We start from the raw sequence: 26,667 nt of genomic DNA, 5'->3' as shown, positions 1-26,667 counted from the left end.
AGGCGGCGACAGGCCGCGCGAACCTGGGGATCTCTCGACCTCGTGAGAACACTCGGTAGCGTGAGACGGCGCACGCACGATCGCAACGGCGGGCCGGACGGGAGCACCTCGTGAGCACGGATTCCTCAGCACGCCCCGGTGCCGACGTTCCCGACGCGCGCGGACGCACGGGCCTGCACCGCACGGGGCTCGACCTCGACCGCAACCCCCGGGTGCGCGTGCGCGACGTGGAGCTGCTGGCGTCGGGCTGGCACGTGCTGCGCAAGACGACGCTGGACTACCAGGACTCCGACGGCGAATGGATGACCCAGCAGCGCGAGACCTACGACCGCGGCAACGGCGCGACCGTGCTGCTGTACGACGCCGGGCGGCGCACGGTTCTGCTGACCCGGCAGTTCCGCTATCCCGTCTACGTCAACGACCACCCCGACGGGATGCTGGTGGAGACCGCCGCCGGGCTCCTCGACGACGACGATCCTGAGACCGCGATCCGGCGCGAGGCGGAGGAGGAGACGGGGGTCGCGATCGGCGAGATCGCGCACGTCTTCGACGTGTACATGAGCCCGGGCTCGGTGACCGAGCGGCTGCACTTCTACGCGGCGGCCTACGACGGCGGATCGCGCGACGGCGACCGCGGGGGCCTCGCCGAGGAGGGCGAGGACATCGAGCTGATCGAGCTCGACATCGACGACGCACTCGCCCGCATCCGCGACGGCCGCATCCAGGACGCGAAGACGATCATGCTGCTGCAGTGGGCGGTACTCGACGGACCGTTCCGGACGCACGCAGCGACCGACTCGACGACCGGCTGACGGGCAAAGAAAAGACTCTCCGCGCACCCGGTAGAGCCTGGTTACCCTTGCTACGTTTCCGTCCTGGGGGAGTTGGCCTGGATGCCGCCACGCGGAGAGCCGAGGACGAGTCTAACCGACATCGCACTCAGGCACCTCCCGGCCCCCGCCCGCGGCCAGAGGTTACGCTTGCGTAACGGTGGGAACGGCCCCGCCGTCCGCACCCGGGGGAAGACGCATGGACCAGACCGTCTCGGCCACTCGACGCCGAACCACGCGTGAGGAATCGGACGGCCAGCCCATCTCGGCCGACTCGTTCGAAGCCCTCACCCGCGGGATCACGCGGTCCGTCGAGCGGGTGATCGACGGCAAGCCCGACGCCGTCCGCACCGCGCTGATCACCCTGCTCGCCGAGGGGCACCTTCTCATCGAAGACGTTCCCGGCGTCGGCAAGACCGTGCTCGCCCGCGCCCTCGCGGCCTCCGTCGACGCGAGTGTGCACCGCATCCAGTTCACCCCCGACCTCCTCCCGGGCGACATCACCGGGGTCTCGGTGTTCAATCCCGTCGCACGCGAGTTCGAGTTCAAGCGCGGCGCCGTGTTCGCCAACATCGTCATCGCCGACGAGATCAACCGCTCCTCGCCCAAGACGCAGTCGGCCCTCCTCGAGGCGATGGAAGAGCACCAGGTCACCGTCGACGGCAGCACCCACGTGCTGCCCGATCCGTTCCTCGTCGTCGCGACGCAGAACCCGCTCGAGATGGAGGGCACGTACGCCCTTCCCGAGGCGCAGCGGGACCGCTTCATGATGCGCATCTCGATGGGGTATCCGGATGCGGCGGCCGAAGCGCTCATGCTGCGTCAGCGCGACACGATCAACCCCCTCGAGAGCGTCGAGCCGGTGGTCACCGCGTCGCGCGTGCGCGACCTCATCGCCTGGGCGCGCGCCGTGCACGTCGCCCCCTCGCTCGAGGAGTACACGGTGGCCCTCGCCCATGCCACCCGCACCCACCCCGACCTGCGCCTGGGCGCGAGCCCCCGGGCCACGCTGCAGCTGATCCGCGCCGCCAAGGTGCGAGCCGCCCTCGACGGGCGCGGGTTCGTCATCCCCGACGACCTCACCGCGCTCCTGGCCCCCGTCTTCGCCCACCGTCTCATCCCCACCCGCGCGGCGGCCGGCGGACGATCCGGCGCGGAAGCGGTCGCCGCCGCCCTCGCCCAGATCGCCGCGAGCGTCCGGGTGCCCCTCGCCGTCCGGACATGAGGGGCTTCGTGCGGCGCGTCTGGCCGCTCACTCTGCGAGGGACCGGCGCGCTCGCGCTCGCCGTCGCGGGTTTCGTCGTCGCGCACGAGGCCGGGCTCATCGAACTCGTCTACTTCTCCGCTCTCCTGGTCGCTGTGCTGCTTCTCAGCGTGATCTCGCTCTGGTTCGCACGCCGCATCGATGCGGTCTCGCGTTCGCTCTCCCCCGAGGTCGCCACCGTCGGGCGCGAGAGCACGGTGACCGTGCGCATCGGCGTGCGCAACGCCCTGCCGACCTCACCCGGCACCTGGGACGACACGGTGCCTGCGGGCCTCGTCGCCCGCGCGCGCGGCGTCTTCCCCGCGGTCGGGTCGGCGATGCGCGGCGGCGAGCGCGCCGTGGAGCTGCGCTACACCGTCGAGGGGCGTGTGCGCGGCATCCATCCCCTCGGCCCGTTCGGACTCACCGTCACCGACCCGTTCGGTCTCGCGCGCCGACGCATGCGGCTGGGCGGGAAGACGCAGGTCACCGTCGCCCCGCGCGTCATCGATCTGCCGGCGTTCCGGGGGTCGCCGGGCGAGACGGGCGGCACCCGTGAGACCGCCAGCACCCAGCTGGGGCAGGGCGCCGACAACCTCGTCGCCCGGCCGTACGCACCCGGCGACTCGATGCGACGCATCCACTGGCGTGCCACCGCTCACCGCGACACCCTCATGGTGCGTCAGGAGGAGGAGGAGACGAGCCCCGAGGCCACCGTGATCCTCGACCGCGGCGCCGCCCAGTGGAGCCCCGAGGCCCTCCGGGCCCCGGGCGCCGACGACGCGTTCGAGACCGCGGTGTGCGCCGCCGTCTCGATCATCGCCCGGCTGGTGCGCGACGGGTACACGGTCGAGGTGCTCGACACAGACGGAACCGCCCTCGCCGAACCCGTGCCCGGCGGGGATCTGCACGAGATCGACGCTCTGGCGACCCAGTTCGCCACCCTCACCGCCCGGCGCGGCGACGGCATCGCCCGCACCGCGGGCATGTTCGCGGGCCATCAGACGGGCCCGGTCATCATCGTCACCGGTCGCCTCCGCGTCGAGGACGCCCTCGCCCTCGCGCCTCTCGCGCACCACTCGTCCATGCCCGTGGCGATCGCCGCCTCCCCGTCGTCGGATGCGCTGGCGCGCCTGCACGACCGCGGCTGGCACACGGGGGCGGCGTTCTCGGAGGCCGAGCTCGGCGACGCCTGGGAGACGGCGATGGAGCGGGGGGCGGCGCATGTCGGCGCCTGAGCGACGCCGGCCCGCCGCACCGCGGCCGGCGTCGGTCGACCTCGCCCTCGCGCTCGGGCTGTGGCTCGCGCTCGCGGCCGCCATGATGCCGCTCCTGCGCGTCGTCGACCCGGGGGCGTGGGTCGCCGGGGGCGTCGGCCTCATCGGCGTCGTCCTGGGCGTCGGCTTCGCGCTGCGACGCCTGCGCCTGCCTGCGGTCGTGGTCAGCATCGTCGAGCTCGTGGTGTGGGTCGCCGTCGTCACGGCGGTCTTCGGCCGGGGCACGGGCTTCCTCGGCGTGGTGCCGACACCCGAGACGTTCTCGCTCGTGAACGTGCTGGTGCGCACCGCCGTCGACGATGTGACCCTCGGAGCCGCTCCCCTCGAGGCAGGAGCTGGGCTGTCATTCCTCATCGTCGCCTCGATCGGCCTGCTCGCGATCGCCCTCGATCACGTCGTGGTGACCGCCCGCATGCCGCTCCTGGCCGCCGTGGGCGTCATCGCCGTCTCGATCATCCCGTCGATCGCCGTGCCCGGCGACGTCGACATCATCGCGTTCGTGTTCCTCGCCGGCAGCATCCTCTTCCTCCTCGCCGTCGACACCCGCGCGCGCCAACGCGCAGCCGCGGCGGCCGCCTCGCCCGCACCCGCCGGCGCGACCCGCCGATCGCCGGTTGCGCCGGGCGCTGCCCTCGGCATCGGCGCGGTCGCCGTGATCGTCGCGATGGTCGCGGCGCCCCTCCTCCCCTCGCCCGTCGCCCGCGCGGGCGGGTCGGGCGGCACCATCGGCGGCGCCACGATCGACCCCACGCTCGAGCTCGGCGACGACCTGCGTCAGCCGGGTGCGGTCGAGGTGCTGCGGTTGCGGACGACCGAGGCGCGAGCGCCCTACCTCAGGGTGGCGACGCTGTCGGAGTTCGACGGCGCCGTGTGGCAGCCCGACGGGGGCGACGCCGTGGGGCTCGACGACGCCGCATCCGATCTCGCGCCCGTCACCGTCGACGAGGGCATCGAGATGGTCGATTCGTCGACGTCGGTCGACATCGTGAACCTCAACAGCCGGTGGGCGCCGGTGTCGTATCCGGCGACGGACGTCTCAGGGCTCGACGGCGAATGGTCGATCCAGACCGACAACCGCACGGTGGACACGCCGTCGGGGTCGGTGCAGGAACAGTCCTACGACGTCTCGGCCTCGCTCCCACGGCCGACCCTCGAGCAGATCCGCGCGCGGTCGGCCGGCGGCACCGACGACCTCGCGCTCTACGACCTCCCCGACGAGATCCCCTCGGTGATCGCCGAGACCGCCCAGGAGGTCACCGCCGACACCCGCAGCGACTACGACGCCCTCGTCGCCCTGCAGTCGTGGTTCCGCGGTCCGCTGTTCGGGTACTCGCTCGACGCCCCCGTCTCCGACGGCTTCGACGGCACCGGGGTCGACGCCATCGCCGACTTCCTCGATGCCCGCAGGGGCTACTGCGTGCACTTCGCCTCGGCGTTCGCCGTGATGGCGCGCACCCTGGGCATGCCCTCGCGCATCGTCGTCGGCTACCTCCCGGGCACGAGTGCGGGAACCCAGGACGACGGCGAGACCGTCTACTCGGTCGAGAGCACCCAGCTGCACGCCTGGCCGGAGGTGCACTTCGAGGGGGTCGGCTGGATCGCGTTCGAGCCGACCAACAGCCTCGGAAGCCCGACGAACTTCGCCTCAGGCACGACCGGGGCACCCGGTTCGGTCCCGACGACGGCGCCGAGCGCTCCGGTGCCGACGGCTACTCCGACGCCGACCTCCTCCGCCGGTCTCGACCCCCTCGACGACCAGGACGGCACGTCGGCGGGGCGGGGCGGCTCCGCCGCATCCGTCGCCCTCTGGCCTCTCGCGGCGTCGCTCGCCCTGCTGCTCGTGCTCGCGGCGCCCGGCGTGACGCGCGAGGTGCGACGCCGGCGGCTGCTGTCGGCCGCGGGCCGCGGTGAGGCGACGGCTGCGTGGGTATCGGTGCAGGAGCTGGCGATCGATCTGGGCATCCCGGCGCCCGCGTCGGAGTCGCCGCGCGTGTTCGGCGCCCGCCTCGTCGACGACGGCGCGGATGCGGCGGCGGTGGCGACGCTGGTCGGCGCCATCGAACGCGTGAGCTACGCCGACGACCACCGCACGGCTGACGGTGCGCGATGGGCGGATGCCGTCGAGTCGACCCGCGCGAGCCTGCTCGGCGCCGCCTCCCCCCTCCGCCGTTTCTTCGCGCGAGTGCTGCCGCGCTCGCTCGTGATCCGGCCCGGCAGCGCGTTCGCGAGCGGGAGGACGCGGCCTCCACGGGAGACGACGGCCTGACCATCCGCCGGGCCGGGCACGGGTCGGTGCCGCACCCGGGGTAGGATGTTCGTCGGCCCTTCCGGGCCATGGAGGATTCGCCTAGTGGCCTATGGCGCACGCTTGGAAAGCGTGTTGAGTGAAAGCTCTCAGGGGTTCGAATCCCCTATCCTCCGCCGCAGTGAAGAAGACGTCGTCCCGAAGGGGCCGGCGTCTTCTTCTTTCCCGCTGAGACACCACTTCCGGCCGGAACATCACGCCAGGCGCGGTGTCTCGGCCGATCCGCGTGTGTCAGCGATCGGCGGGGAGCGCGGGCGCAGCCGGGCGACGGTACTGTCGCTGGAGACATGAGCGACGTCGTCAGCATCGAGCTTCTCCTCGACCCCGATACCGAGGCGCGGGTGCGCGCCGACTGGCAGAGCCTCGCTGCGGCGGGCATGTCGAGCCTCGGGGCGTACCACTCCCCCACGAACCGCCCGCACGTCACGCTGCTCGTGCGGCCCGAGCTCGCGACCTCCGCCTTCCGCGACGCCATCTCCCGGCTGCCCGTCCCCGTGATCCTCGCCGAACCGGTCGTGTTCGGCCACGGCGACCGCGGAGTCCTCGCCTGGCGGGTCGAGCCGGGCGACGAACTCGTCGCCCTCCATGCCGCCGTCCACGCCGAAGCCGGACCGGGAGCGGATGCGGCGCACACCGCGCCCGGCGACTGGACCCCGCACGTCACCCTCGCGCGCCGACTGCGGCTCGAGACCCTCCCCGACGCGCTCGCCCTGCTCGGCGGCCCCCACAACGGATCCGGGCTGTCGCTCCGGCGGTGGGACGCCGCATCCGCCACCGTCACCGACCTGGAGTGAGGCGGCCACGGCACTTCGCGCGGCGTCTTCCGTCCAGAATCCAGGAGGAAGGCCGCGAGGGAGCCGGCCGCGGCCAGACCGACGACGTTTCTCCTGTGTTCTGAACCGACAGAGCCCACGCCCGGGCGGACAGCCGCTCAGGCGCGATGCTCGTGGCGACGGGGCTTGAGCCGTTCGGGCGCGTCGGAGGCGGCCACCCACTCGCAGGTGAAGGAACCGCGGTATCCGAAGAGGAACCCGAGGCGGTCGTTGTGCACCTCGAGGTCGACGCGGAACACCCCGGCGGCCTCGTCGTAGGTCTCGCGCAGGCGCGCGCGTCCGCTGAACAGCATCGGGAAGCGGAAGGCGATCGGACCCTCGTAGAACCTCTGGGCCTCGGAGCGGAGCACGAGCGAGCCGTCGTCGTCGACCGACAGGTCGAGGTCGACCGCGAGGTGCTGGTGGGTGCCCAGATAGTCGACGATGCGACCGTCGTCGAGGATCATGGTCGCGTCGAAGCGGCTCGCGCGCTCACCGACCGCGTACTCGCGCACGAAGGTGACCGTCTCGCGGCCGAAGGGGTCGAGGTAGGGGTAGTTCTCGATGACGAACGGCACCGCGGCACCGGTATCGGGGATGAGGATGTTGCGCAGCCGCCCGATCTGCAAGAAGGGCACGGTCCACCACGGGCCGCGTCGGATGTGATCCATCACCCCTCGCCCGATGCACGCCTCACCGCTCTCGAGGCCGACGCGGAACCGTCGCTGCAGCATGGGGTGAAGCCGCTGGAAGTCGGCGCCCAGGGCGGTCTCGAAGATCGAGGTCATCGTCGCCTCCTCGGCGCGGGCAGGTCGGCGAGCGTGGCGGGCGCGTCGGTCAGCTGGTCACCGCAACGGCGTCCGCCCGCCGGCGCGCGGCGGCAGCGGGCCGCCCGCGGACGGTCGGGGCGCCAGAACCACAGGATGCTGCGCAGCGGCCACCGCTCGGGCGGCTCGTCGCGTTCTGCCCAGATGCGGAGGCGGTCGAAGCTCCACGCCGTGGCCCAGCCGAGTGCCGGGCGCACGAGGGCGTCCAGCACCCGCCCCCACCCCGGGTCGTAGTCGTATCCGGTCACGAAGCGCACCCCGTCGGCGGTGGGGACGTACCGCCAGTACCCGCGCCCCTCACGGATGGGCGAGAGCCGATCCTCGGTCGAGAACCGCAGGGCCGAGGTGCGCGAACCGTCGGGGCGCTCGGTCTCGCCGATGCTCACGCCGGTCCCGCGCACGGTGTGCACCACCGCGCCCCGTTCGTAGGTGAAGTGGGTCGGTCCGTCGCCACCGGGGACGGGCACGATCCGCGAGAACCGTACGTCCCAGCGGGGGTGCGCCGCGGCGTCCTGCGACAGCGACCACACGGTCTCCATCGGCGCCCGGATGGTCGTCTCGACGTAGATCCCGGAGCGCCCCACGTCTCGAGCGTAGACCGCGACCGCGCGTCAGACGCGGCGCCAGCCCTCCCCGTCGCGGGTGATCGCGCCGGCCCGCTCGAACTTCTCCAGCCAGCCGCTCATCGGCCAGCGGCCCCACCGGTGGGCGAAGGCGGCGCCGTTGCGGAGGATGTCGTCGAGGTGCTGCCAGGGCGGATCGGAGGTGGGATGCCACTGGTGGTAGGCGTGCGCGCCACCCACCCAGAACAACGGCACGGCCATCTCTCGCGCGCGCCAGGCGAAATCGGTGTCTTCGGCGCCGTAGCCCTGGAACGCCTCGGAGAAGCCGCCCAGCTCGTGCCAGGTCGACGCCGACACGGCGAACGAGAGCGACCAGAACAGGTCGTAGGCCGCCGGGTCGGCGCCCAGTACCTCACCGTCGGCCGGCCACGGTCGCGCCGCGTGCGGTCGCGTCAGTCCCTCCAGCGCACGGAGGTTTTCGGGCACGCTGCCCTCGGGGAGGTACGTCACGGGCCCGGCATAGAGGCCGGGCTCGTGCGCCACCGCCTCGTAGCGCTCGATCAGGGCGGGGCCCGGCAGGCAGTCGGCGTCGAGGAAGATGAGGAGGTCGGCACCGGCGGCGATCGCCGCGGCGGCAGCGGCGTTCCGCCCCTCGCCCACGCGCAACCCGAACTCGCCCGGCGGCACGTGCACGACGATGCCGTCGCCGGTGGGCGGTTCGGGGTCGAGCCAGGCCTCCACTCGCAGCACGTCGGGATGCCCGAGCTGCGCGAGGAACGCGCGCTGACGCTCGACGTGCGCCGCCCTGGCCCGCGAGGCGACGGTCAGCACCGCCGTCGTCATCGCAGCACCGACCCGATCACGGCCGCGGCGCGCTCGGGCGCACCGGCGGTCTGCCACTGCTCCCACCTCGGGTCGAGCGCGCGGGCCCGGTCGAGCAGGCCGACGAACGCGCCGGGCTCCGGCGGGTGCGACACCACGGCGAGCCCCGCCCGGTCGAGCTCCGCGGCGGTCGCCGCCTGCTCGTCGAACGGACGCTCCTGCGCGATCACGACGGCGCGGGCTCCGGCTGCGGCCAGATCGGCGACGCTGTTCTGGCCGGCCGCACTGACGACGACCTCGGCCGCGCACAGGGCGTCCCACGGGTCGGCGCTCCAGTGCGCCGCATCCGCTCCGACCGTGCGGAACGCCCACCCGGCACTCGCGGCCTCGGCGCGGGCGCGCTCGAGCGCGCCGCCCGCGAGCGCGGCGCCGAGCACCAGCACCGATCGCGGCTCGCGCGCGGCGGTGCGCGGGCGCCCGGCGAACCGAGAGATGCCGCCCACCCACACGACGCGGTCGCGCGCCTCGTCGAGCGCCGCCGATGGCGCCGCCCCCTCCGGCCACGGCGCGAGGATGCGGTCGGCTGCACGATAGGCGAGGGAGTGCACGCCGTCGGTGCGGTCTCCGGGCTGCGTCACGACGACGGTCGGAAGACCCAGCAGCCGCACCCACAGCGCCACCTCGACCGAGACGTCGACGACGAACGCGTCGAGATCGGCGGATGCTGCGGCGATCGCCGCGAGGCGTCGACGATGCCCCGGGTGACCGAGCGGCGCCCAGTGCAGCAGGCCCCCCGCCGTCGGGTCGGCCGAGCGCGGATCGACGCTCTCGCCATGGCGGACGTAGGGAGCGTCGTCGCGCGGCAGCTCGACCCATCGCGTGCCGGGCGGGAGATCGGACGGCGCCTCGAGCGACGAGAACGCGACGACCGTGCCGGGCAGGTGCGGACGCACGGCCTCGAACCTCGTGAGGTGACCGCGCCCGTGATGGTGCACGTACCAGCCGACCCCGCTCACGCGACCTCGAGACGCTGGGCGCCGACGGCCACCGAGGCGAGCAGACCCTCGAGCTGCGTGTGGCGCCGTTCGAGAGAGAACTGAGCGACGGCAGCCGCCCTGATCTGCACCCGCAGGCCGGGTTCGAGGGCCGAGCGCTCGGCGAGCTCGGCGGCGGCCAGCGCGAGCGAGTCGATGTCTCCGCGCGAGACGACCATCGCCCCGGGCGCCGCGGCGACCACCTCGCGCACGCCACCGGCGTCGAACGCGGCCAGCGGCGTGCCGGTGGCGAGGGTCTCGGCGAGCACCAGCCCGAACGGTTCGTCCCACATCGGGGTGACGAGGGCCACGGCGCTGCGGCCGACGAGTCGGGCCAGGGCGCTCTGCCGGAGGGGACCGACGTAGCGGGCCTGCGAGCCCAGACGCGGCCGCACCTCGGTCTCGAAGTACTCCGCGTCGCCGACGCGGCCGGCCAGCACGATGCGTTTTCCGGCGAGGAGGGCGGCGTCGATCGCGAGGTGCGGCGCCTTCTCGGGCACGATGCGTCCGAACCACACCCAGCGGTCGCCGCCGGGTCCTGCCGTCCACCGGTCGGTGTCGACGCCGTTGGGGAACACCGTGGATTCGACCCCGGCGGCGTCCCACTCCCGGGCGGTGTGCCGGCTGACGGAGAGGAACCGGTGCTCGGTGCCCGCCGTCGACCGCGCTGCGGCGATCATGTCCGGAAGCGGCGGGGTGTGGAGGGTCGTGAGCATGGGGATGCCGACCCGGTCGCGCCACGCGATGGGCGTGCCGTGGAGACTGTGATTGTCGATCACGTCGAACCGGTCGCGGTGGCGCGAGAGATGGCCCATGGCCCGTTCCATCGCGTCGTCGATCCGCTCGAGGTAGCCGCGGGGGTAGGCCGTGTCCGACGGTTCCTCGTCGCTCGCCCAGTGCGGACGCGGCAGCACGAACTCGGGCGGTCCGTCGAGGAAGTCCGATCCGTCGGGCCCGCAGAGCGTGACCTCGTGACCCCGCGCGCGCAGACCCCGCACGCGCTCCCACACGCACGCCTCGAGGCCCCCGGGGTGCGGTTGGCGGATGGGGTGCCGCGACGGCGCGATGACCGCGACGCGGAGTGCCCGCCCCGTCACGCGGCAGACCTGTGCGTCGTGAGGTCGCGATACAGATCGGTGTGCGCCGCTCGCACCTCGACGCGTTGCGCCGCCCGCTCGACGGCGCGCGCCGCGACCTCGGCCGCGCGGGCCCCGGAGCCGGGGGCCGACCACGCCGGAAGCGTGGCGTGCTCGATCGCGGCGGCGAGTGAGAGCGGGTCGCCGATGTCGTAGCGGGTGTAATCGGAAGGATGCTGACCGCGGAAATGCCCGCCGCGCGGCCCGATCACGGGTACGGCGAGGTCGTAGCAGAGCTCGAGCCACCCCGAGTGTGTGCCGTGGGCGTAGGGAAGCACGCACGCGTCGAGATCGGCGAGAGCCTCGGCGAGGTCGTCGTCGGAGAGCCGCGCGGTGCGGATGATCTCCACGCCGTCCCCGGCCAGATGCTCGAGCATGCGGGCCGTCTCCTCGTCGCGCACCCGCTCGTTCAGCCGCACGATGCCCACGACGTCGCCCTCGGCGGCGCGCAGCTCGGCCACCGCACGGACCAGGGTCGTGACCACCCCGACGGCATCGATGTTCGGGCGCAGGTCTCGCAGGTGCACGCCGATCCGGCGACCGTGGTGCGGGTGCCCCGTCGTGGCACGCGTCTCGAGCAGCGTGGGGTGGGCGATGACCACGGCCTCGCGCCCCCATCGCTCGGCGATCTCGTCGCGCGCCGAGGTCGTGAGGGTCACCAGCACGTCGACGGCCGGAATGATCGCGTCGAGCATGCGCACGTGCGCCGTCTGGTCGGTCAGCTGCGGGTTCTCCAGGTCGTGCACCGTGTAGACCACGGGCTTGCCGGCCTGCTGGGATGCCCGCACGGCGGCGAGCACGTGCTCGGTCGTGTACGACTCCGCGCCGAAGTGCAGGTGCAGCACGTCGAAGTCGTCGCTGTGCCGGCGGATCCACTCGGCGTCGAGGATCTGCGGGGGCCACCACTGCCCGGGAGCCGCGCCCGGCGGGGGCGGGTCGGTGAGCACGACGACACGGTCGGTATCGATGATCGCCCGGGAGTAGGGATGCTGCGCGGGAACCGCGGCGACGCGGACGAACGGCTGAGCCTGGGAACCGATGGTCGTCCTCCTCGCTGTGAAGCTTTCGCGTGCGGCTTACCGCACGGGCGGAGTCCTCGCAACGCGATCCCTCGGCGAGGGAGGCGACGACTCCGACGATATACGTTTCTCACTATGAGTCCGGTGTCACTTCCCCATCCGGCGGTTGCGGTATCGGCGACCCCGGTGGTACAAGCCTCCGACGACGAGGGGCGACGACTCCACTACGGCGAGTTCTACGGTCTGCGCGACGCCCCCGCCGGCGCGGGGGTCGTGGTCGGCAACTGCCAGGCGGAGTCGCTGCGGATCGTGATCGACGCGCCCGGCACCCCCACGGTGCGGGTGCCCCCCGTGCACGAGATCGCCCCGAGCGAGGTGCCGCTCCTGCACCGACTGATCTCGCGGGCGTCCTTCCTCGTCGCTCAGCCGGTGCGCGACGATTACCACGACCTGCCCCTCGGCACCCGGCAGCTCCGCGCACTCCTGCCGGCCGGCGCACGCGCGGTGACGGTGCCCATCGTCCGTTACACCGGACTACAGCCCTTCCAGTGGGTGCTCCGCGTGCCGGAGGTGCCCGAGCTCCCGCCCTACGTCGACTACCTCGACGTGCGTGAACTGGCGCTCGCCGCCGGTCTTCCGTTGGCGCAGCGGCTCGATCGCGTTACAGTGCGCGCGGTCGCCGACGACGCGCTGGCCGAACTGCGCCGTCGCGAGAGCGACCTCGACGTCGTCGCCTCCGACCTGTTCGCACGACCGACCTTCGATCACATGCGTACGGTCAACCACCCCGGCAACCCGATCTGGCTCGGACTCGGGGCACGCGTGCTCGAGGCTCTCGGTTCCCGCGATTCGCCGACCGACCCCGGTCGGCCGCTGCTGGCCGGCGTGCAGGCGCCGACGGAGCCGTGGGTCGCCGACGCCTGGGACCTCGCCGACGAGGCCACCGACTTCTGGCTGATCGCGGGAGAGCGGGTCGCGGCCGCGAAGGTGCGCGAGGCGCAGGGTGCCTGGTATCGCGACAACCCGATCTACGTCGAGCGCGCCGTCGGACGCCTGGCCCCGTTGCTGCGGAGGTGGCGAGGATGACGGCACCGCTCCCCCGCGTGGTCGTGCACGACGTCGATCAGCACGGCGTTGCGACCTACGCGCGCGACGTGGCCGACGCGATCGCCGACGCCGGGTTCGCCGACCTGTCGGTGCTCCGCGGCGAACTGGCGTCCCTCGCCGCCGGCACTCCGCTCCACCTGCAGTTCACCGATCGGCTGTGGGCCGGCTCCCCCGAAGACGCGGCGACGATCGTGACGAACCTTTCCGCGCGGCATCCGCTCTCCGTCACGTTCCACGACGTGCCGCAGCCGTCCGACGGCGAGCGGAACCTGCCGCGCCGGCTCGCGTGCTACCGCGCCGTCGCGCAGAGCGCCGCGGGGGTCGTGGTCAACAGCCGGCACGAGGCCGAGCTGCTCCGCGAGCACGACGTGCGCGCGGCGCGCGTGGGCGTGATCCCGCTGCCGGTCGATCTGGCTGCCGGCGGAGTGACCCACGCGACCGACGCGAGCGTCGGAGTGCTCGGGTTCTTCTACCCCGGCAAGGGGCACGACGAGGCGCTGCGAGCGGCCGCGGGTGCCGGGATCGGATCGCTGTCGATCCTCGGCCGCGCCTCCGACGGCCACGCCGCCGATCTCGAGGCCTTCGTGCGGGAAGCAGCGTCGCAGGGCGTCGCGGTCGAGGTCACGGGGTACCTCGACGACGGCGAGATGCTGCGGCGCTGCCGCACGACCGGGGTGCCCGTCGTCGCCCACCGTCACGTCTCGGCCTCGGGCTCGCTCGGCTCGTGGATCGCGGCCGGGCGCCGGCCCGTGGCGAGCGCGAACCGCTACATCGCGGAGATGGCCGCGCTCCGACCCGGCACGGTGACCGTCGCCGACCCCGAAGCGCTGACCTCCGCGGTGGGCCGGGCGGCGCAGCATCCGGAATCCACCTGGTTGTCGACCGCGACGGTGCCGCACGGGCGCCGCGATGTCGCGGTGGCCTATCTCGACTGGTGGGCGGGGCTCGCGTGGTGAGGCCTCCGTTCGGCACGACGGTGCCCGGCAATCGGTGGGATCTGGTGGCGGATGCGGCGCCCGACCCCTGGCCGTCGGTGACCGTCGTCGTCACGCACTTCGAGCAGCCCGGGGAGCTCGCCCGCACGCTCGCCGCCCTCGCTCGCCAGGACTATCCGGCCGACCTCATGCAGGTGGTCGTCGCCGATGACGGCTCCGCCGTGGCGCCCGACGTGCCCACCGGAGTGGTGCTCGTCCGCCAGGAGGACCGCGGGTTCCGCGCCGCGGCCGTCCGCAACCTCGGAGTGACCCGGGCCACCGGCGACGTGCTCTGCTTCCTCGACGCCGACACGTCGCCGGAGCCGGGCTACGTGCGGCGGATGACGCGCCTCCCGGCGCTGCTGCCCGAGACCGTCACGGTGGGACGCCGCCGCCACGCCGAGCTCGCCCCGCAACCCGTCGACGCGCCGATCGAGACGGCCGGGCCGCGCAACCTCCTTCCCGAACCCGCGTGGCTCTCCGATGCGTACGAGCGCTCACGCGATCTGCTGGATGCCGACGACCGCTCGTACCGGTACATCATCGGGGCCGCCTTCGCCTGCACCCGCTGGTTCTTCGACGAGATCGGCGGCATGGACGAGAGCTTCGACGAGTACGGCGGCGAGGACTGGGAGTGGGCGCACCGGGCGTGGCAGATCGGGGCGATCTTCGCCCACGTGCCCGACGCGGTCGCGTGGCACGACGGTCCGGAGTGGGCGGGCCGGATGGCCGACCCCGAGGAACGGGTGCGCCGGGGCAACGTGCAGACGCTTCTGCTGACCGGACGCATCCCCGTCGACGGCTCGCGGGGGACGGGAGTGCTCTCCCCCGTCGCCGACATCGCGTTCCGCCTCCGCGGGAGATTCGACGACGCAGCCACGTTCGTCTGCGTAGATGCGCTGCTCGCGGCGTTCCCGCGCGCCCGGGTCGAGCTGGAACACGGGGCAGAGGCTCCGGTCTTCTCCGCCGACCCCCGCGTCGTGGCGATCGGCCCCGCCTCCCCCGCCGCTCGCGTCGAGGTCGACCTGGCGGGCCCGGTCGTGCTCCCGGCCGACGGAGCCCTTGTCGAGCGTCTGCGCGCGCTCGGCGCCGGCGACGAGGACGAGCTGGAGATCCGCTCGAGCGAGGGCGTCGTGCTCGCGCGCGCATCCAGTCGTCGGTCGCGCGAGCGGCGCGCCCGGTGGGGCGACGAGGCGGCGGTTCGCGTCGGCTCGATCGCGGTCGACGAGGCCTTCGCACTACGGCCGCACCCGCGCGTCGAGCCCCACGTCGGGGGCTGGGCGGGGCCCGACCACCTGCGCTAGCGCGGTGGGGCCCGATCGGCTCAGCCCTGGTCGGGGTTCCACTCCGAGAGGCGGGTGAGCTCGCTGATCTCGTCTGCGGTGAGATCCACGCGCGCGCTGTCGAGCAGGCCGCCGACCTGGTCGACGCGGCTGGCGCTCGCGATCGGCGCCACGACGGTCGGCTGGGCGCGCAGCCACGCGAGCGCGGTCGATGCGATCGAGACGCCGTGGGCCTTGCCGATGCCCTCGAGGGCATCGATGATGGCGAGTCCCTGCGCGGTGGCGTACTTCGCCGCCCCCTGCGCGCGCGGCGACGACTGGCCCGTCGGGTCGGTCGAGCGGTACTTGCCGGTGAGGAAACCGCTCGCCAGCGCCGAATACGGTACGAGCCCCAGGCCGAACTCCTCGGCGACGGGCACCACGCCCTCCTCGACCTCGTTGCGGTGCACGAGGTTGTAGTGCGGCTGCACCGCGACAGGGAGGGCGATGCCCGCGGCCTGCGCGTAGCCGATCCACTCGCGGATACGGGGGCCGGTGTAGTTCGACACGGCCGTGTAGCGAACGAGCCCGTCCTTCACGAGGTCGCCGAACGCGGCGACGGTCTCTTCCAGCGGCACGCTCTCGTCGTCGAAGTGGGCGTAGTAGAGATCGATCGTGTCGACGCCCAGGCGCTTCAGCGAGGCTTCGGCTGCGGCACGGACGTTCACGGCGGAAAGACCCTGGAACTGCGGGTGCTGACTCACCTTGGTCGCCACGACGACGTTCTCGGGGCTGCGCGAGGCCAGCCATTCTCCGATGAGGGTCTCGCTCTCGCCGCCCGAGTTGCCGGGCGCCCACGCGCTGTACGCATCGGCGGTGTCGATGAAGTCGCCCCCGCCGGAGTGGAACGCATCGAGCACGGCGAACGAGGTGTCGCGGTCGGCGGTCCAGCCGAACACGTTGCCGCCGAGGGAGAGGGGAAGGACGTCGAGGTCGCTGTTACCGATTCGTGACATGTTCGCGTCAACGCGCGGGACGCGCGGCTATTCCCGCATCCATTCATCGGAATACGACGACGGCTGCGACCGTTGTCGTAGGCATGGAACGTTTCGGCACACTCTCGTTCGGTCACTACGGCCCGCTCGGCGGGGGCCATCAGCTCACCGCCCGCGACTCGATGCACCAGGCGATCGACCTCGCCCAGGGCATGGACGAGCTCGGCGCCGACGGCATCTACTTCCGCGTGCACCACTTCGCGCGCCAGCAGGCATCGCCCATGCCGCTGCTCGCGGCGATCGCCGCCAAGACGCAGCGCATCGAGCTCGGCACCGGCGTGATCGACATGCGCTACGAGAACCCGCTCTACCTCGCCGAAGAGGCAGCGGCGGTCGATCTCATCAGCGACGGGAGGCTCGCGCTCGGCGTGAGCCGTGGGTCACCCGAGTCGGTCGTGCGCGGCTACGAGGCATTCGGCTACACCGGATCGACCGATCCGCGCGGTGCCGACATCGCCCGCGAGCACTTCGACACGTTCCTCCGCGCGATCGACGGCGAGGGCTTGGCCGACCGCGACCCGCACAGCCCGTTCGGGGGCGGCATGGGCCGTCAGGCCATCGAGCCGCAGTCCCCGGGCCTGAGGTCGCGCGTCTGGTGGGGTGCGGGCAACCGCGACAGCGCCGAATGGGCAGGCCGCATGGGTGTGAATCTCATGTCGTCGACCCTGCTGACCGAAGACCGCGGTCTGCCGTTCGACGAGCTGCAGGCGCAGCAGATCGACGCCTTCCGCGCCGCCTGGCGCGAGGCCGGCCACGCGGGCACTCCCCGCACGTCGGTGAGCCGCAGCATCTTTCCTCTGACGACGGCGGAAGACCACATGTACTTCGGCGGCCGCCAGGACGGCGACCAGGTGGGCATCATCGACGGCACCCGCTCGACGTTCGGCAAGACCTACGCGGCCGAGCCCGACGTGCTCGTCGAGCAGCTGCTCGACGACGCCGCGATCCGCACCGCCGACACGCTCATGCTCACGATCCCTTCGCAGCTGGGCGTGGAGTTCAACCTGCGCATCGTCGAGTCGTTCGCGAAGTACGTCGCACCCGCCCTCGGATGGACGTCGAAGACGGCGACACTCAGCGCATAAGCCGCGCCGACCCCTCGGTAGGGTCGGGCTCATGACGAACGACGCAGGCACGTCCGACGACGCCTGGGTCTACGCGCCCTCGTCGGCGCTGCCCGACCCCGAGACCTACACCGATCTCGGTGCGGTCGTCGTGGGCGGTGAGACGTTCGACGTGCGCCGACGCGACAGCGACGGATCGCACCATTACGACTGGACATCGGGGCCGAATCCCGGTTACGGCTTCAGCGTGTCGGGCGGTGGCGCACCGGTCGGCGAGGAATGGCACGCGCGCGCCATACGCGACTTCCTGGCCGGAATAGACCCCGCCACCGGATACCTCGCCGACTCCTGAGGCGGCACGCCGCATCGGCGGGCCGCCTGGCCGCGCCTGCCCGGCTCCCACGGCGCCGTCCCCCGTCGGGAGTTGACATCCCCTCCTCAGCCTCGTAGGTTCATTACTCAAGTAACGAACCAAAGGGGTTGCATGCTCGACGACGGTAAGCCGATCTTCCAGCAGATCGCCGAGAGCATCGCCGACGGGATCCTCGCCGGCACCTACCCCGAGGGCACGCAGGTGCCCTCGACGAACGAGCTCGCCGCGTTCCACCGCATCAATCCCGCCACGGTGGGAAAGGGGCTCGGGGTGCTCGTCGATCGCGAGGTGCTGCACAAGCGTCGCGGTCTCGGCATGTTCGTCAGCGCCGGCGCCCGCCAGCGCGTGCGCGACGAGCGCACCGCCGCGTTCCGCGCGGCGTTCGTCGCGCCGCTGCTCACCGAGGCGCGCTCACTCGGCCTCGACCTCGAAGAACTCCACCGCATCATCGATCACGAAGGGTCCGCGTCATGACACAGCCCGCCATCCGCCTATCGGGGGTCTCCCGGCACTTCGGCCGCGTCCGTGCCCTCGACTCCGTCACCGTCGACATCCCTCGGAACGCCATCACGGGGCTGCTCGGTCGCAACGGCGCCGGCAAGACCACGCTCATGTCGATCATCGCGGGGCACGACCGCGCCGACTCGGGCTCGGTGAGGGTGCTCGGCGCCGACCCCTTCGAGCGCGCCGCCGTCATGTCGTCGATCAGCTTCGTGCGCGACAACCAGCGCTACCCGGAGGACTTCACGCTCCGTCACCTGCTCGAGGTCGCGCCCCTCTTCCACGCGGGCTGGGATGCCGATGTCGCCGAGAAGCTGGTGTCGGGGTTCCGGCTGCCTCGCAAGACCACGGTCAAGAAGATGTCGCGGGGTCAGGCGTCGTCGCTCGGCATCGTGCTCGGGCTCGCGTCCCGCGCCCCGGTGACGATCTTCGACGAACCGTACCTGGGGTTGGATGCTACGGCCCGCCGGTTCTTCTACGACGCCCTCATGCAGGACTACATCGACCACCCCCGCACGATCATCGTGTCGACGCACCTCATCGACGAGATGGAGCCGCTGCTCGAGCACGTCGTCATCGTCGACGGCGGCCGACTGGTGCGCGAGGCAGCCGCCGACGAGCTCCGCGGCAGCGCGATCACCCTGAGCGGACTCACCGCCACCGTCGACGACCTCGCCTCCGGACACCGCGTGTTGCAGCGGCGCACCGTCGGCGGACTCAGCTCGGTGGTCGTCGAGGCGACCGACACCGAGGGCCTCACCCAACGCGCGGCCCGCGCCGGCGCGCAGGTGTCCCCCGCAACCCTGCAAGACCTCGTCGCGGCCTACGGCGTCGAAGCCGAATCCCTGGAAGGAACGCACGCATGACCGCCACCGACCTCGCCCCCGCCCGCGCCTCCGGCCCCGTCGAGGTGCTGCGGCTGCATTTCGCCCAGCGGGCCATGCTGCTGTTCACCCCGCCGGGCATCATGCTCGTCGTCTTCGTGATCACCGCGATCATCACGGTCGTCTTCTGGCGTCTGGGCTCCGAGCCCGGCAGCGCCGAGTGGGTCGCGAACAGCCGCAACAACCCCGCCGCCATCTGGGCGCTCCCGGGATTCTTCGGCTGGCTCGGCGTGCAGACCGTCTCGCTGACCTTCCCGCTCGCGCTCTCTCTCGGCAGCACGCGGCGCACCTTCGTCGCGGGGACGGTGCTGACGCACGTCGCTCTCTCGCTCTACGTCACGGCACTGCTGCTCGTGCTGCTGGGCCTCGAACTGGTGACGGGCCACTGGTTCTTCCACATCTACGTGACCGATGTGGTGCTGCTCGGCTCGGGCGACCCGTTCCAACTGGCCGTCACCGCGTTCCTCGGCACGATGGTGGTGCTCTCCGTCGGCGGCGCCATGGCGGCCGCCTGGGTGCGCTTCGGCGCTCTCGGACCCACCGCACTCGCCGCAGCCGCCGTGATCGCCCTCGGCATCGTCGCCATCGCACTCGTACCCGTCTTCGACGTGTTCCAGCCGTGGTGGCTCGCAGTGGCCGCCGTCGTGGTCATCGCGCTGTCGGTCGCCGGTCAGTACGTCTTCCTGCGTCGCGCCTCGGTGCGGTGAGACCCGAGGCGGAGTTCGTCGCACCTCTCCGGGCCGACCCGCCACGAGACGAGCACCGCGTCAGTCGGTGAAGTCCTCGGGGTCGATGCCCTCGAGGAACCGGCGGAACTCATCGACCTCGTGCTCATCGGCGGCCGGCTCCGAGACCGTGTCTTCGACGCCGGCGACGTCGAGCACCTCGTCGGCCACCCAGATGGAGGTGTGCGTGCGCGACGCGAGCGCGATCGCATCGGACGGCCTTGCGTCGATCACGCGGAGCCCGTGGGGGGTGAACAGCGTGATCTCGGCGAAGTACGTGCCGTCTTCGATGCGGGTGACCTCCACGCGCTCGACCTCGGCCTCGAGCTCGTGCAGCATGCTCGCCATGAGGTCGTGTGCGAGCGGCCGGGGCGTGATCGAACCCTGCACGGCCACGAGGATCGCGGTGGCCTCCTGCTCGCCGATCCACACCGGCAGCATCCGCCCCTCGGCGGCGGGTTCGTCGACGGGCTTGAGCAGGATGACGTGCTGCTGCTCGGTGTCGCGCGCGACGCCGATCACCCTGACCTGGACCATGGTGCCTCCCGTCGCGCTCGAACTGCGATTGTCAGCCATCGTACGACCGTTCGCGGTGGGTGGGGCGCTCGGGAACGGGGCGCCTCGGTCAGCGGGCGAGCACCGCGGCGACGTCGTCCCACCAGGCGGTGTACGCGGCGCGGTGGGCGGGTCGACGCGCGTCGGCCTCGTCGCGGACGCGCGACCGCGCAGCATCCAGCCGCTCGACCAGGGTGCGGGCGCGGGCGTCGAGTTCGTCGAGCGTGGCCGTGGCGGGCTCGCCCCAGTGGCCCAGCACACCGCTGAGCTTGATCTGCGTATAGGCGTCGGCGACGAGCCCGAGCGTGGGCACACCGGCCGGCGCGGCGAAGACGGCCGGGTGGTACCGGCTCGTGATCAAGAGGGCGGCGCTGCGGGCGAGCGCGGCGGAATGCCGCGAGTCTCCGGTGGGCACCACCTCGCTCGGCGACGTGAGGTGCGCGCGGATGCGCTCGTGCAGCGCCGCGTCGCCGCGCGGCTCGGCGTCGGCATCGAGCGGTCCGAAGTGGGCGTGGAAGCGCACGGGACCCCCGACGACGCTCGCCGCGTGGTCGATGAGGCGGGCGATGGATGCTTCGACCTCGGCCGGCGGGCGATGGTCGAACCAGCCCGAGACGCTCACCACGATGCCCGACCGGTCGCGCGCTCCATCGCCGCCGAGGAACGACGCGTCGTCGACACCCAGTCGCACCGGCACGTCCCACGACGCGGCGAGCGCGGCCGAGGTCGGCTCGCGCACGGCGGCGAGCGCCGCGGTGCCGAGGAGTTCGCGCACCGCCGCGGCGTCGGTCTCGGTGAGGTCGGGGCCGAGCGTCTGTCCGCTCACGACCACCGGCAGGCCGAGGCTCCGCGCCATCGCGGCGAGGGTGCCGCGCTCGTGGATGTGTACCGGCCACCGCGAGGCGAGGTTGCCGCCGCCGGCCACGAGCACGCCGCTCGACGCCCGCACGGCCTCGACGACGGCGGTCGCGGGGTCTCCTGCCGGCAGCGCGACACGACCGGATGCGGCGGCCACCAGCAGCTCCGACCGTGCGGCTGCCGCGGGGCGATCGAGACCGGCGAAGCCCAGGCGGGGGACGGCGCCGACGCCGTAACGCGCGGCCGATTCGTCGGGGGCGGACGACACCCCCACGACGTCGACCCCGCGGGTGGAGAGCTCGGCCGCGGCGGCTTCGAACATCGCCTCGTCGCCGATGTGCATCATCCCATCGACCACGCCGATGTCTCCGATGACGATGACGGACATGCAACAACCTCCGAGTAGACGTGAAGAACCTCTCCACGCTACTTGCGCGTCAGGTTCGCCGGATACCATTCGAAACGACCGCGACCGCGGCACGCTCTACAGAAGAAGCCGCACATGGGCATTCAGACCACGCTCGACGCCGTCGCCGGCGCTCCCCGCATCATCGACGCGATACGCCTCGCCGACGATCTCGCCTTCGAGGCGCGACGCGATCCGGGCGTGCGCACGCTCCGCATCCTGCTGGGGGCCGTGGCGGGAGCCGATCAGGTCGTCGCGATCGCTGCCGTCCACGCTCTGGCCGCGGTCTTCGACGAGCAGGCGTCGAAGAGCCTGAGCAACCTGCTCTCCGACGAACGCCCGTTCATCCGCGAGCACGCCGCGTGGGCCCTGGCAGAGACGCTTCCGCGCTACGACGCGGTGGGTCGGCTTCTCGGTCTCGTCGCCGATGGCGGATTCACCGGGATGCTGGCGCAGACCACGCTCGAGAACTGGTCGGGCGCCATCGGCGAGACCCTCGCCGTCGCCATCGAGAGCGCCCTGCTCGGTGTCACCGACGTACCCGCCCGCACGCGTCTGGTCGAAACCCTCGGGCTCGTGCGCCAGTCGATCGCCGAGCGCCAGCTGCTCGAGATCGCGCTCGACGAAGCCGAGCACGAAGACGTGCGCGTCGCGGCGGTGGCTGCCCTCGGTCAGCGCTCGGGGGCCCGCTACCTCGCCGACCGCCTGGAGCACCTCATCGAGCGCGAGGGGCGCCTCGCCGAGGTGGCGCGGCTGTCGGTGATCGACCTGCAGGTGGTGCCTCAGCGCAATATCGAGACGGAGGGCGCGCTCACCGTCGCCCAGCTCTTCCTCCACGCCGACATCGACCCCACCCTGTCGTCGGCCGGCGCGGGAGACAACGGCGGCATCGCCACCCTGCTCGTCCGCCTCGGCGACGCGCTCGTGGCCGATCCCGCCGCGCACGTCGATCGCGTGCTCACCCTCTCCCGCGGCGCCGTGCCGCGCGCCGCCGCCGACCTGCTCTCCGTCGGAGGCGACACCGGCCACGTCTACGGGCACGTGCCGCTGGCTCCGTCCGCCGTACCGTCCGCCGCCGCCTGGCCGCTGCGGGTCACCGCGCGTCGCGGCATCCGGCGCCTCCTCCGTGCCGCCGGTCGCGTCGACGTGCTGCACCTGCGCATGGCCGATGTGGGCAGCCTCGCCGCGGTCGACGTCGCCCGGGAGCTCGGCATCCCCGTGGTGTTCACCGTCGCGCCCGACCCGCACTCGATCATCCAGGCGCTCGACCGCTCGGGCGACCTCACCCGCACGACGTTCGGTCGGACCGATCTGCGCGAGCACTTCTGGTTCCGCACGCGGCTGGTGCAGAACCTGGCGGCGAACGCCGCGCACACGGTGCTCTTCCCCCGGCCCGAGCTCGCCCGCGACATGCGCGAGCTCGTCGGGATCGATATCGCCTCCTACCCCGAGCGGCACACGATCGTCGCCGAGGGCGTCGACCTGGAGGTCGTCGACCGCGCGGTGGTCGACGCATCCGCTCACGCGGTCGCCCCGGCGGGCGACGATCGATTCGCCCACCTGCAGGCCCTGATCGAGGCCCTCCCCGCGCACCGCCGTGGGCTGCCTGTCATCGCCACCGTGGGGCGCCTGCATCGCGTGAAGGGCATGGCGACGCTCGTCGAGGCGTGGGCGACGAGCGCCCTGGCCGGGCGCGTGAACCTCCTCGTGATCGGCGGCGATCTCGAGCACCCCTCGCTCGACGAGCGCGAGCAGCTCGAGCGCATCGACGCCGTCGTCTCCCCCGACCGTCGCGCCGAGGCCGGGCTGCTGCTCGCCGGGCATCAGCCCAACGATGTCGCCGCCCGGTGGCTCGCGGCGGTGCGGTTCGGCATCCCCGGGATCATCGCTCCGCGCGGCGTGTACGTGTGCGCGAGTCTCAAGGAGGAGTTCGGCATCGCCCTGCTGGAGGCCATGGCCACCGGGCTCACGGTCGTGGCGCCCGACGCCGGCGGCCCCGCGACCTATGTCGAGGACGGACTCACCGGGGTGCTGACGGCGACGTGGGATCCCGCGATGCTGACGTCGGCGATCTCCGCCGCCCTCGACCTCGCCGCTCGCGGCGACGACGACCTCGCCCGGCGCGCCCACGACATGGTCGCCGCGCGCTTCACGATCCAGGGCATGGCCGCCGCCCTCGGCCCCGTCTACCGCGGCGTCGCCGCCTCCGAGGCGGAGCTGCTGCGCACCGTGGGTCCGGTCGCATGACACTGCTCGTCATCACACCCGACTACGCCTCGCACCTGCTGCCGCTCGCGACGATCGCGACGGCCTGGCGCGACGCCGGTGACGACGTCGTCGTGGCGACCGGCCCGGCGACCGAACCGATCGTGCACGAGTTCGGATTGCGCCGCGTCGACCTGCCGCTCGGGCGGGGCTCCAACGCGGGTGTGATGCGCCCCGGCGAGCAGCCCCGAGACGAAGCGGCCTCGCTCCAGGGATTCTTCGACGCGACGCGACGCGGCATGGTGCCCACGCTCGCCTACCAGGCCCGCGAGCGGCTGACCGACCTGATGTGGGATCCGGTCGGGCGCGCCCGGCGCACGCTCGAGGTCGTCGACGAGGTCGCCCCCGACGCGATCGTCGTCGACCATCTGGCCTTCAGCGCGCGACTGGCGTTGCAGACGGCGGGCATCCCCTACGCCGACGTGGTGCTGGGGCACCCGAGCGCCCTCCCGGTCGCGGGCGAGGTCTACGGCTTCCCGCCCGCCTGGCCGGCCGCGTTCGCGCCGGACGCATCGGCGCTCGACGACCTGCGGATGCTGTGCGGCGAGGTCTCGCGGCGCTTCACCGACCAGTGGAACGCCGCGGCGAAAGAGCTCGACCCCTCAGCATCCGACATCCCCGACGCCTTCGCCTCGCACGGCGACCTCGTTCTCTACAACTACCCCGCCGAGCTCGCGGACGGCGACGGACGCGCGCTGCCGGCCCACGCCTTCCTCGGCTCGACGCGACGCGACGAGGCCGCCGACGCCGAGGTCGAGCGGTGGCTCGCCGACGACGAGCCGTTCGTCTACGTGAGTTTCGGCAGCTTCCTCTCGGTGCGCGACGACGTGCTCGCGCGGGTGGCCGAGGCGCTCCGCGGCCTCGGGCTGCGTGCGGCGATAGCGACGGGCGCCACCGAGACGTCGGCGCTGGGCCCGATCCCCTCGAACTGGCTCGTGCGCGGGTTCCTCCCGCAGGTGCGCCTGCTCGGGCGCGCGGCGGCGGGAGTCACGCACGGTGGCAACAACTCCGTGACCGAGGCGGTCGGTCAGGGCGTGCCGCTCGTGGTGCTGCCCTTCTCGACCGACCAGTTCGCCGGCGCGGCGGCGATCGAGCGCACCGGACTCGGGCGTGCGCTCGACCCGAACCGGGCGGATGCCGCCGACCTCGCGGCGGCGATCGACGCCGTGCTCCGGTCGGGGTCTTCGACCCTCGCCGACATCGCCCGCGCGCAGCAGGAGCGGCCGGGTCCTGCGATCGCCTACGCGGCGCTGACCGGCACCTCGGCGACCAGCTGAGCCATCGCCATCGGGTCGCCCGCGGCCCGGCGGTATCGCTCCATGCGGGCGGCGTTCAGATCGTACTGCGACCCGGCGCGCACCTCGCCGGTGTGGTGGAGCGCGTAGACGCGGCCCGCGTGCCGCACGGGAGGACCGCCGAGGAGGGTCTCGTGCGCGAGGAACCAGGCGGCGTCTTCGAACCCCCACCCGCGGAAGTTCTCGTCCTGCCCGCCGTGCGCGGCCCACGTGCGAGGGGTCGCGACGTAGACGCCCGAGCAGGCGCCGAGCACGAGCTCGTACTCGCAGTCGACGAGGGGCACACCGGCGTCGAACTGCGCCGACCCGGGGCGGCCCAGCCAGCGGTACTCGTCGTAGGGCAGGTGTACGCGGTCGCTGTGCCGTGCGGCCGCGATCGCGGCCCGCAGCGGAGCGGGTTCGGGCAGGGTGTCGGCGTCGCCGATGACGACGACGGTGTCAGCGGGCGCGTCGCGCATCGCCTTGTTGCGGCAGGCGGCGAGCACGAACGGCTGATCGTCGGTGTCGATCGTGGTGACCTCGAGCTCCGGCAGCTGCATCGCGTACCAGTCGCGCACGCGCTCGTACGCGGGGATGCGGGAGGGCGCGGGGCGCCACGGGAGCACGACGATCGCTCGGGTCACTGCACCAGCGTAGTCGCGCCCCATCGCCCCGGCACACGGCTTGTGCCCGACCACACGGCCGCGGCCCGTGCGCAGGCCGTGCGCCGGCACCGAACCCGTGTGTTCGCGAGAGCGGATGCTGCGTGAGACTGGTCGCATGACGCCTGACGACGAACTCCGACGGCTGCGGGAACGCGTCTACGGCACCGGCGGCCACCCGAGCGACGCCGACATCGCACGCCTGCACGAGCTCGAAGCGGCACTCCGGGACCATCCGGGGGCGCGGAGCGACGGCGCATCCGTTGCCGCCGCCCCGGAGCCCGGCCAGACGACTCGGGCCGTGCACGACGAACACGTCTCCGACACGTCCGGCTCCGAGCCGACGCCCCCCGCGCCGGCCGAGCACGCGCCGCGCCGCTCGCGCTGGCGCGCCGCGGTCTCGGCCACGGTCGTGGCGGCGGTGGTGGGCGGCGCCGCCTTCGCCGCCGGTCTCGTCGTCGCCACTCCCGCCGCCCCCGACGACTTCTCCGAGCTCCTGCTGCCGCAGACCGAGGAGGATGTGATCGCCGCGGCGCCCGGAGATCGCGTCGCAGAATCGATCGACCTGTCGTCGACCCGCTTCATCGCCCGGCTGAACGGTTACGACGTCTTCCTCGCGCGACCCGCCGAGGTGGCGGGCGTCTGCGTCTTCCTGCGGGTCGCGGGCTCCGACGTGCTCTCGGGCGCGGGCTGCTCGGAGAACCCCACGGGTCGCGGGAGCGTCGGCTTCAGCGGTGTGGGCGGCGTGACGGTCTACGTGGGCGACGTGCAGGGATCCACCTCCGGCGATCCCGTACGTCTCTCCGAGAACGTCGTCGCCTACGTGGTCTGAAC

At 72.7% G+C, this 26,667-nt stretch carries 26 protein-coding genes, 1 tRNA gene and 1 other RNA gene; 17 read left to right on the top strand and 11 right to left on the bottom strand.

The window, feature by feature from the left end; translation table 11 throughout:
• Positions 1-110: 110 nt before the first annotated feature.
• The gene (locus DEU34_RS09800; protein ID WP_121150005.1) at positions 111-812 is read left to right on the top strand and encodes an NUDIX domain-containing protein; all 702 of its coding nucleotides are present in this window, start codon (positions 111-113) and stop codon (positions 810-812) included.
• 7 nt (positions 813-819) lie between these two features.
• Here the strand turns inward: DEU34_RS09800 and ffs are convergent.
• Positions 820-916, bottom strand: an RNA gene (gene ffs, locus DEU34_RS09795) — signal recognition particle sRNA small type.
• Positions 917-1,029: 113 nt separating this feature from the next.
• On the opposite strand from ffs, the gene DEU34_RS09790 reads away from it, so the two are divergent.
• The 5 genes from DEU34_RS09790 (at position 1,030) to DEU34_RS09770 (ending at position 6,449) form a co-directional block, all read left to right on the top strand.
• Positions 1,030-2,055: a MoxR family ATPase gene (locus tag DEU34_RS09790; protein ID WP_121150004.1), complete on the top strand. Its 1,026-nt coding sequence runs from the start codon at positions 1,030-1,032 to the stop codon at positions 2,053-2,055.
• The gene (locus DEU34_RS09785) at positions 2,052-3,311 is read left to right on the top strand and encodes a DUF58 domain-containing protein (protein ID WP_259460104.1); all 1,260 of its coding nucleotides are present in this window, start codon (positions 2,052-2,054) and stop codon (positions 3,309-3,311) included. Before DEU34_RS09790 ends, DEU34_RS09785 begins: the two co-directional genes overlap by 4 nt.
• A complete protein-coding gene (locus tag DEU34_RS09780) occupies positions 3,298-5,616 on the top strand; it encodes a DUF3488 and transglutaminase-like domain-containing protein (RefSeq protein ID WP_121150002.1) in 2,319 nt (772 codons plus the stop codon). Before DEU34_RS09785 ends, DEU34_RS09780 begins: the two co-directional genes overlap by 14 nt.
• A 70-nt stretch (positions 5,617-5,686) precedes the next feature.
• Positions 5,687-5,771 (top strand) — tRNA-Ser (locus DEU34_RS09775).
• A gap of 171 nt (positions 5,772-5,942) precedes the next feature.
• The gene (locus DEU34_RS09770; protein ID WP_121150001.1) at positions 5,943-6,449 is read left to right on the top strand and encodes a 2'-5' RNA ligase family protein; all 507 of its coding nucleotides are present in this window, start codon (positions 5,943-5,945) and stop codon (positions 6,447-6,449) included.
• Between the two features lie 137 nt (positions 6,450-6,586).
• Here the strand turns inward: DEU34_RS09770 and DEU34_RS09765 are convergent, their stop codons facing one another.
• Genes DEU34_RS09765 through DEU34_RS09740 form a run of 6 tightly spaced genes read right to left on the bottom strand, consistent with a single transcriptional unit; the run spans position 6,587 to position 11,817 of the window.
• Positions 6,587-7,255 carry a DUF4166 domain-containing protein gene (locus DEU34_RS09765; protein WP_121150000.1) on the bottom strand — a complete coding sequence of 223 codons (669 nt, stop codon included), beginning with the start codon at positions 7,253-7,255 and terminating at the stop codon, positions 6,587-6,589.
• The gene (locus DEU34_RS09760; protein ID WP_121149999.1) at positions 7,252-7,878 is read right to left on the bottom strand and encodes an SRPBCC family protein; all 627 of its coding nucleotides are present in this window, start codon (positions 7,876-7,878) and stop codon (positions 7,252-7,254) included. Before DEU34_RS09760 ends, DEU34_RS09765 begins: the two co-directional genes overlap by 4 nt.
• Positions 7,879-7,905: 27 nt before the next feature.
• Positions 7,906-8,700: a galactosyltransferase-related protein gene (locus DEU34_RS09755; protein ID WP_121149998.1), complete on the bottom strand. Its 795-nt coding sequence runs from the start codon at positions 8,698-8,700 to the stop codon at positions 7,906-7,908.
• Entirely contained in the window at positions 8,697-9,695 is a 999-nt protein-coding gene (locus DEU34_RS09750; RefSeq protein WP_121149997.1) for a glycosyltransferase, read from the bottom strand. Before DEU34_RS09750 ends, DEU34_RS09755 begins: the two co-directional genes overlap by 4 nt.
• Positions 9,692-10,810: a glycosyltransferase gene (locus tag DEU34_RS09745; RefSeq protein WP_183042427.1), complete on the bottom strand. Its 1,119-nt coding sequence runs from the start codon at positions 10,808-10,810 to the stop codon at positions 9,692-9,694. The genes DEU34_RS09750 and DEU34_RS09745 overlap by 4 nt, the downstream gene beginning before the upstream one ends.
• Positions 10,807-11,817, bottom strand: a complete 1,011-nt coding sequence (locus DEU34_RS09740; protein ID WP_259460140.1) for a glycosyltransferase — start codon at positions 11,815-11,817, stop codon at positions 10,807-10,809. The genes DEU34_RS09745 and DEU34_RS09740 overlap by 4 nt, the downstream gene beginning before the upstream one ends.
• 237 nt (positions 11,818-12,054) lie before the next feature.
• Between DEU34_RS09740 and DEU34_RS09735 the strand changes: the two genes are divergently transcribed.
• The 3 genes from DEU34_RS09735 to DEU34_RS09725 are packed head-to-tail and all read left to right on the top strand — an operon-like array spanning position 12,055 to position 15,253.
• Positions 12,055-12,954: a WcbI family polysaccharide biosynthesis putative acetyltransferase gene (locus DEU34_RS09735; RefSeq protein ID WP_147424036.1), complete on the top strand. Its 900-nt coding sequence runs from the start codon at positions 12,055-12,057 to the stop codon at positions 12,952-12,954.
• Positions 12,951-13,931: a glycosyltransferase gene (locus DEU34_RS09730; protein WP_121149993.1), complete on the top strand. Its 981-nt coding sequence runs from the start codon at positions 12,951-12,953 to the stop codon at positions 13,929-13,931. The genes DEU34_RS09735 and DEU34_RS09730 overlap by 4 nt, the downstream gene beginning before the upstream one ends.
• Positions 13,925-15,253, top strand: a complete 1,329-nt coding sequence (locus tag DEU34_RS09725; protein WP_220659941.1) for a glycosyltransferase family 2 protein — start codon at positions 13,925-13,927, stop codon at positions 15,251-15,253. Before DEU34_RS09730 ends, DEU34_RS09725 begins: the two co-directional genes overlap by 7 nt.
• Before the next feature lie 20 nt (positions 15,254-15,273).
• Here DEU34_RS09725 and DEU34_RS09720 read toward each other — a convergent pair whose 3' ends face one another.
• Positions 15,274-16,227, bottom strand: a complete 954-nt coding sequence (locus DEU34_RS09720; protein WP_121149992.1) for an aldo/keto reductase — start codon at positions 16,225-16,227, stop codon at positions 15,274-15,276.
• Positions 16,228-16,310: 83 nt separating this feature from the next.
• Here DEU34_RS09720 and DEU34_RS09715 point away from each other — a divergent pair, with 83 nt between their 5' ends.
• The 5 genes from DEU34_RS09715 (at position 16,311) to DEU34_RS09695 (ending at position 19,795) form a co-directional block, all read left to right on the top strand.
• Positions 16,311-17,351, top strand: a complete 1,041-nt coding sequence (locus DEU34_RS09715) for an LLM class flavin-dependent oxidoreductase (RefSeq protein ID WP_121149991.1) — start codon at positions 16,311-16,313, stop codon at positions 17,349-17,351.
• Positions 17,352-17,382: 31 nt separating this feature from the next.
• The gene (locus tag DEU34_RS09710; RefSeq protein WP_121149990.1) at positions 17,383-17,682 is read left to right on the top strand and encodes a hypothetical protein; all 300 of its coding nucleotides are present in this window, start codon (positions 17,383-17,385) and stop codon (positions 17,680-17,682) included.
• A 132-nt stretch (positions 17,683-17,814) separates the two neighbouring features.
• Positions 17,815-18,177, top strand: coding sequence for a GntR family transcriptional regulator (locus DEU34_RS09705; protein WP_121149989.1), 363 nt, complete (start codon positions 17,815-17,817; stop codon positions 18,175-18,177).
• Positions 18,174-19,070: an ABC transporter ATP-binding protein gene (locus DEU34_RS09700; protein ID WP_121149988.1), complete on the top strand. Its 897-nt coding sequence runs from the start codon at positions 18,174-18,176 to the stop codon at positions 19,068-19,070. Before DEU34_RS09705 ends, DEU34_RS09700 begins: the two co-directional genes overlap by 4 nt.
• Positions 19,067-19,795, top strand: a complete 729-nt coding sequence (locus DEU34_RS09695) for a hypothetical protein (protein ID WP_121149987.1) — start codon at positions 19,067-19,069, stop codon at positions 19,793-19,795. Before DEU34_RS09700 ends, DEU34_RS09695 begins: the two co-directional genes overlap by 4 nt.
• Positions 19,796-19,855: 60 nt before the next feature.
• Here DEU34_RS09695 and DEU34_RS09690 read toward each other — a convergent pair whose 3' ends face one another.
• Both DEU34_RS09690 and DEU34_RS09685 read right to left on the bottom strand, forming a co-directional pair.
• Positions 19,856-20,389, bottom strand: a complete 534-nt coding sequence (locus tag DEU34_RS09690; RefSeq protein WP_259460103.1) for a bifunctional nuclease family protein — start codon at positions 20,387-20,389, stop codon at positions 19,856-19,858.
• A gap of 49 nt (positions 20,390-20,438) precedes the next feature.
• A complete protein-coding gene (locus DEU34_RS09685; protein WP_183042426.1) occupies positions 20,439-21,614 on the bottom strand; it encodes a polysaccharide pyruvyl transferase family protein in 1,176 nt (391 codons plus the stop codon).
• Between the two features lie 114 nt (positions 21,615-21,728).
• Here DEU34_RS09685 and DEU34_RS09680 point away from each other — a divergent pair, with 114 nt between their 5' ends.
• Positions 21,729-23,879, top strand: coding sequence for a glycosyltransferase (locus DEU34_RS09680; protein ID WP_121149984.1), 2,151 nt, complete (start codon positions 21,729-21,731; stop codon positions 23,877-23,879).
• On the top strand, positions 23,876-25,174 hold the full coding sequence (locus DEU34_RS09675) for a glycosyltransferase (protein WP_121149983.1): 1,299 nt from the start codon (positions 23,876-23,878) through the stop codon (positions 25,172-25,174). Before DEU34_RS09680 ends, DEU34_RS09675 begins: the two co-directional genes overlap by 4 nt.
• Here DEU34_RS09675 and DEU34_RS09670 read toward each other — a convergent pair.
• Complete coding sequence (locus tag DEU34_RS09670; RefSeq protein ID WP_121149982.1) at positions 25,138-25,815, bottom strand: hypothetical protein; 678 nt, start codon at positions 25,813-25,815, stop codon at positions 25,138-25,140. The genes DEU34_RS09675 and DEU34_RS09670 overlap by 37 nt on opposite strands.
• Positions 25,816-25,951: 136 nt before the next feature.
• On the opposite strand from DEU34_RS09670, the gene DEU34_RS16265 reads away from it, so the two are divergent.
• Positions 25,952-26,665: a hypothetical protein gene (locus DEU34_RS16265; protein ID WP_183042425.1), complete on the top strand. Its 714-nt coding sequence runs from the start codon at positions 25,952-25,954 to the stop codon at positions 26,663-26,665.
• Positions 26,666-26,667: the final 2 nt, after the last annotated feature.

It is taken from the genome of Microbacterium sp. AG1240, assembly GCF_003635115.1.
In the GTDB taxonomy this organism is placed as follows: domain Bacteria; phylum Actinomycetota; class Actinomycetes; order Actinomycetales; family Microbacteriaceae; genus Microbacterium.
This window is presented reverse-complemented; position numbering and strand designations above follow the sequence as displayed.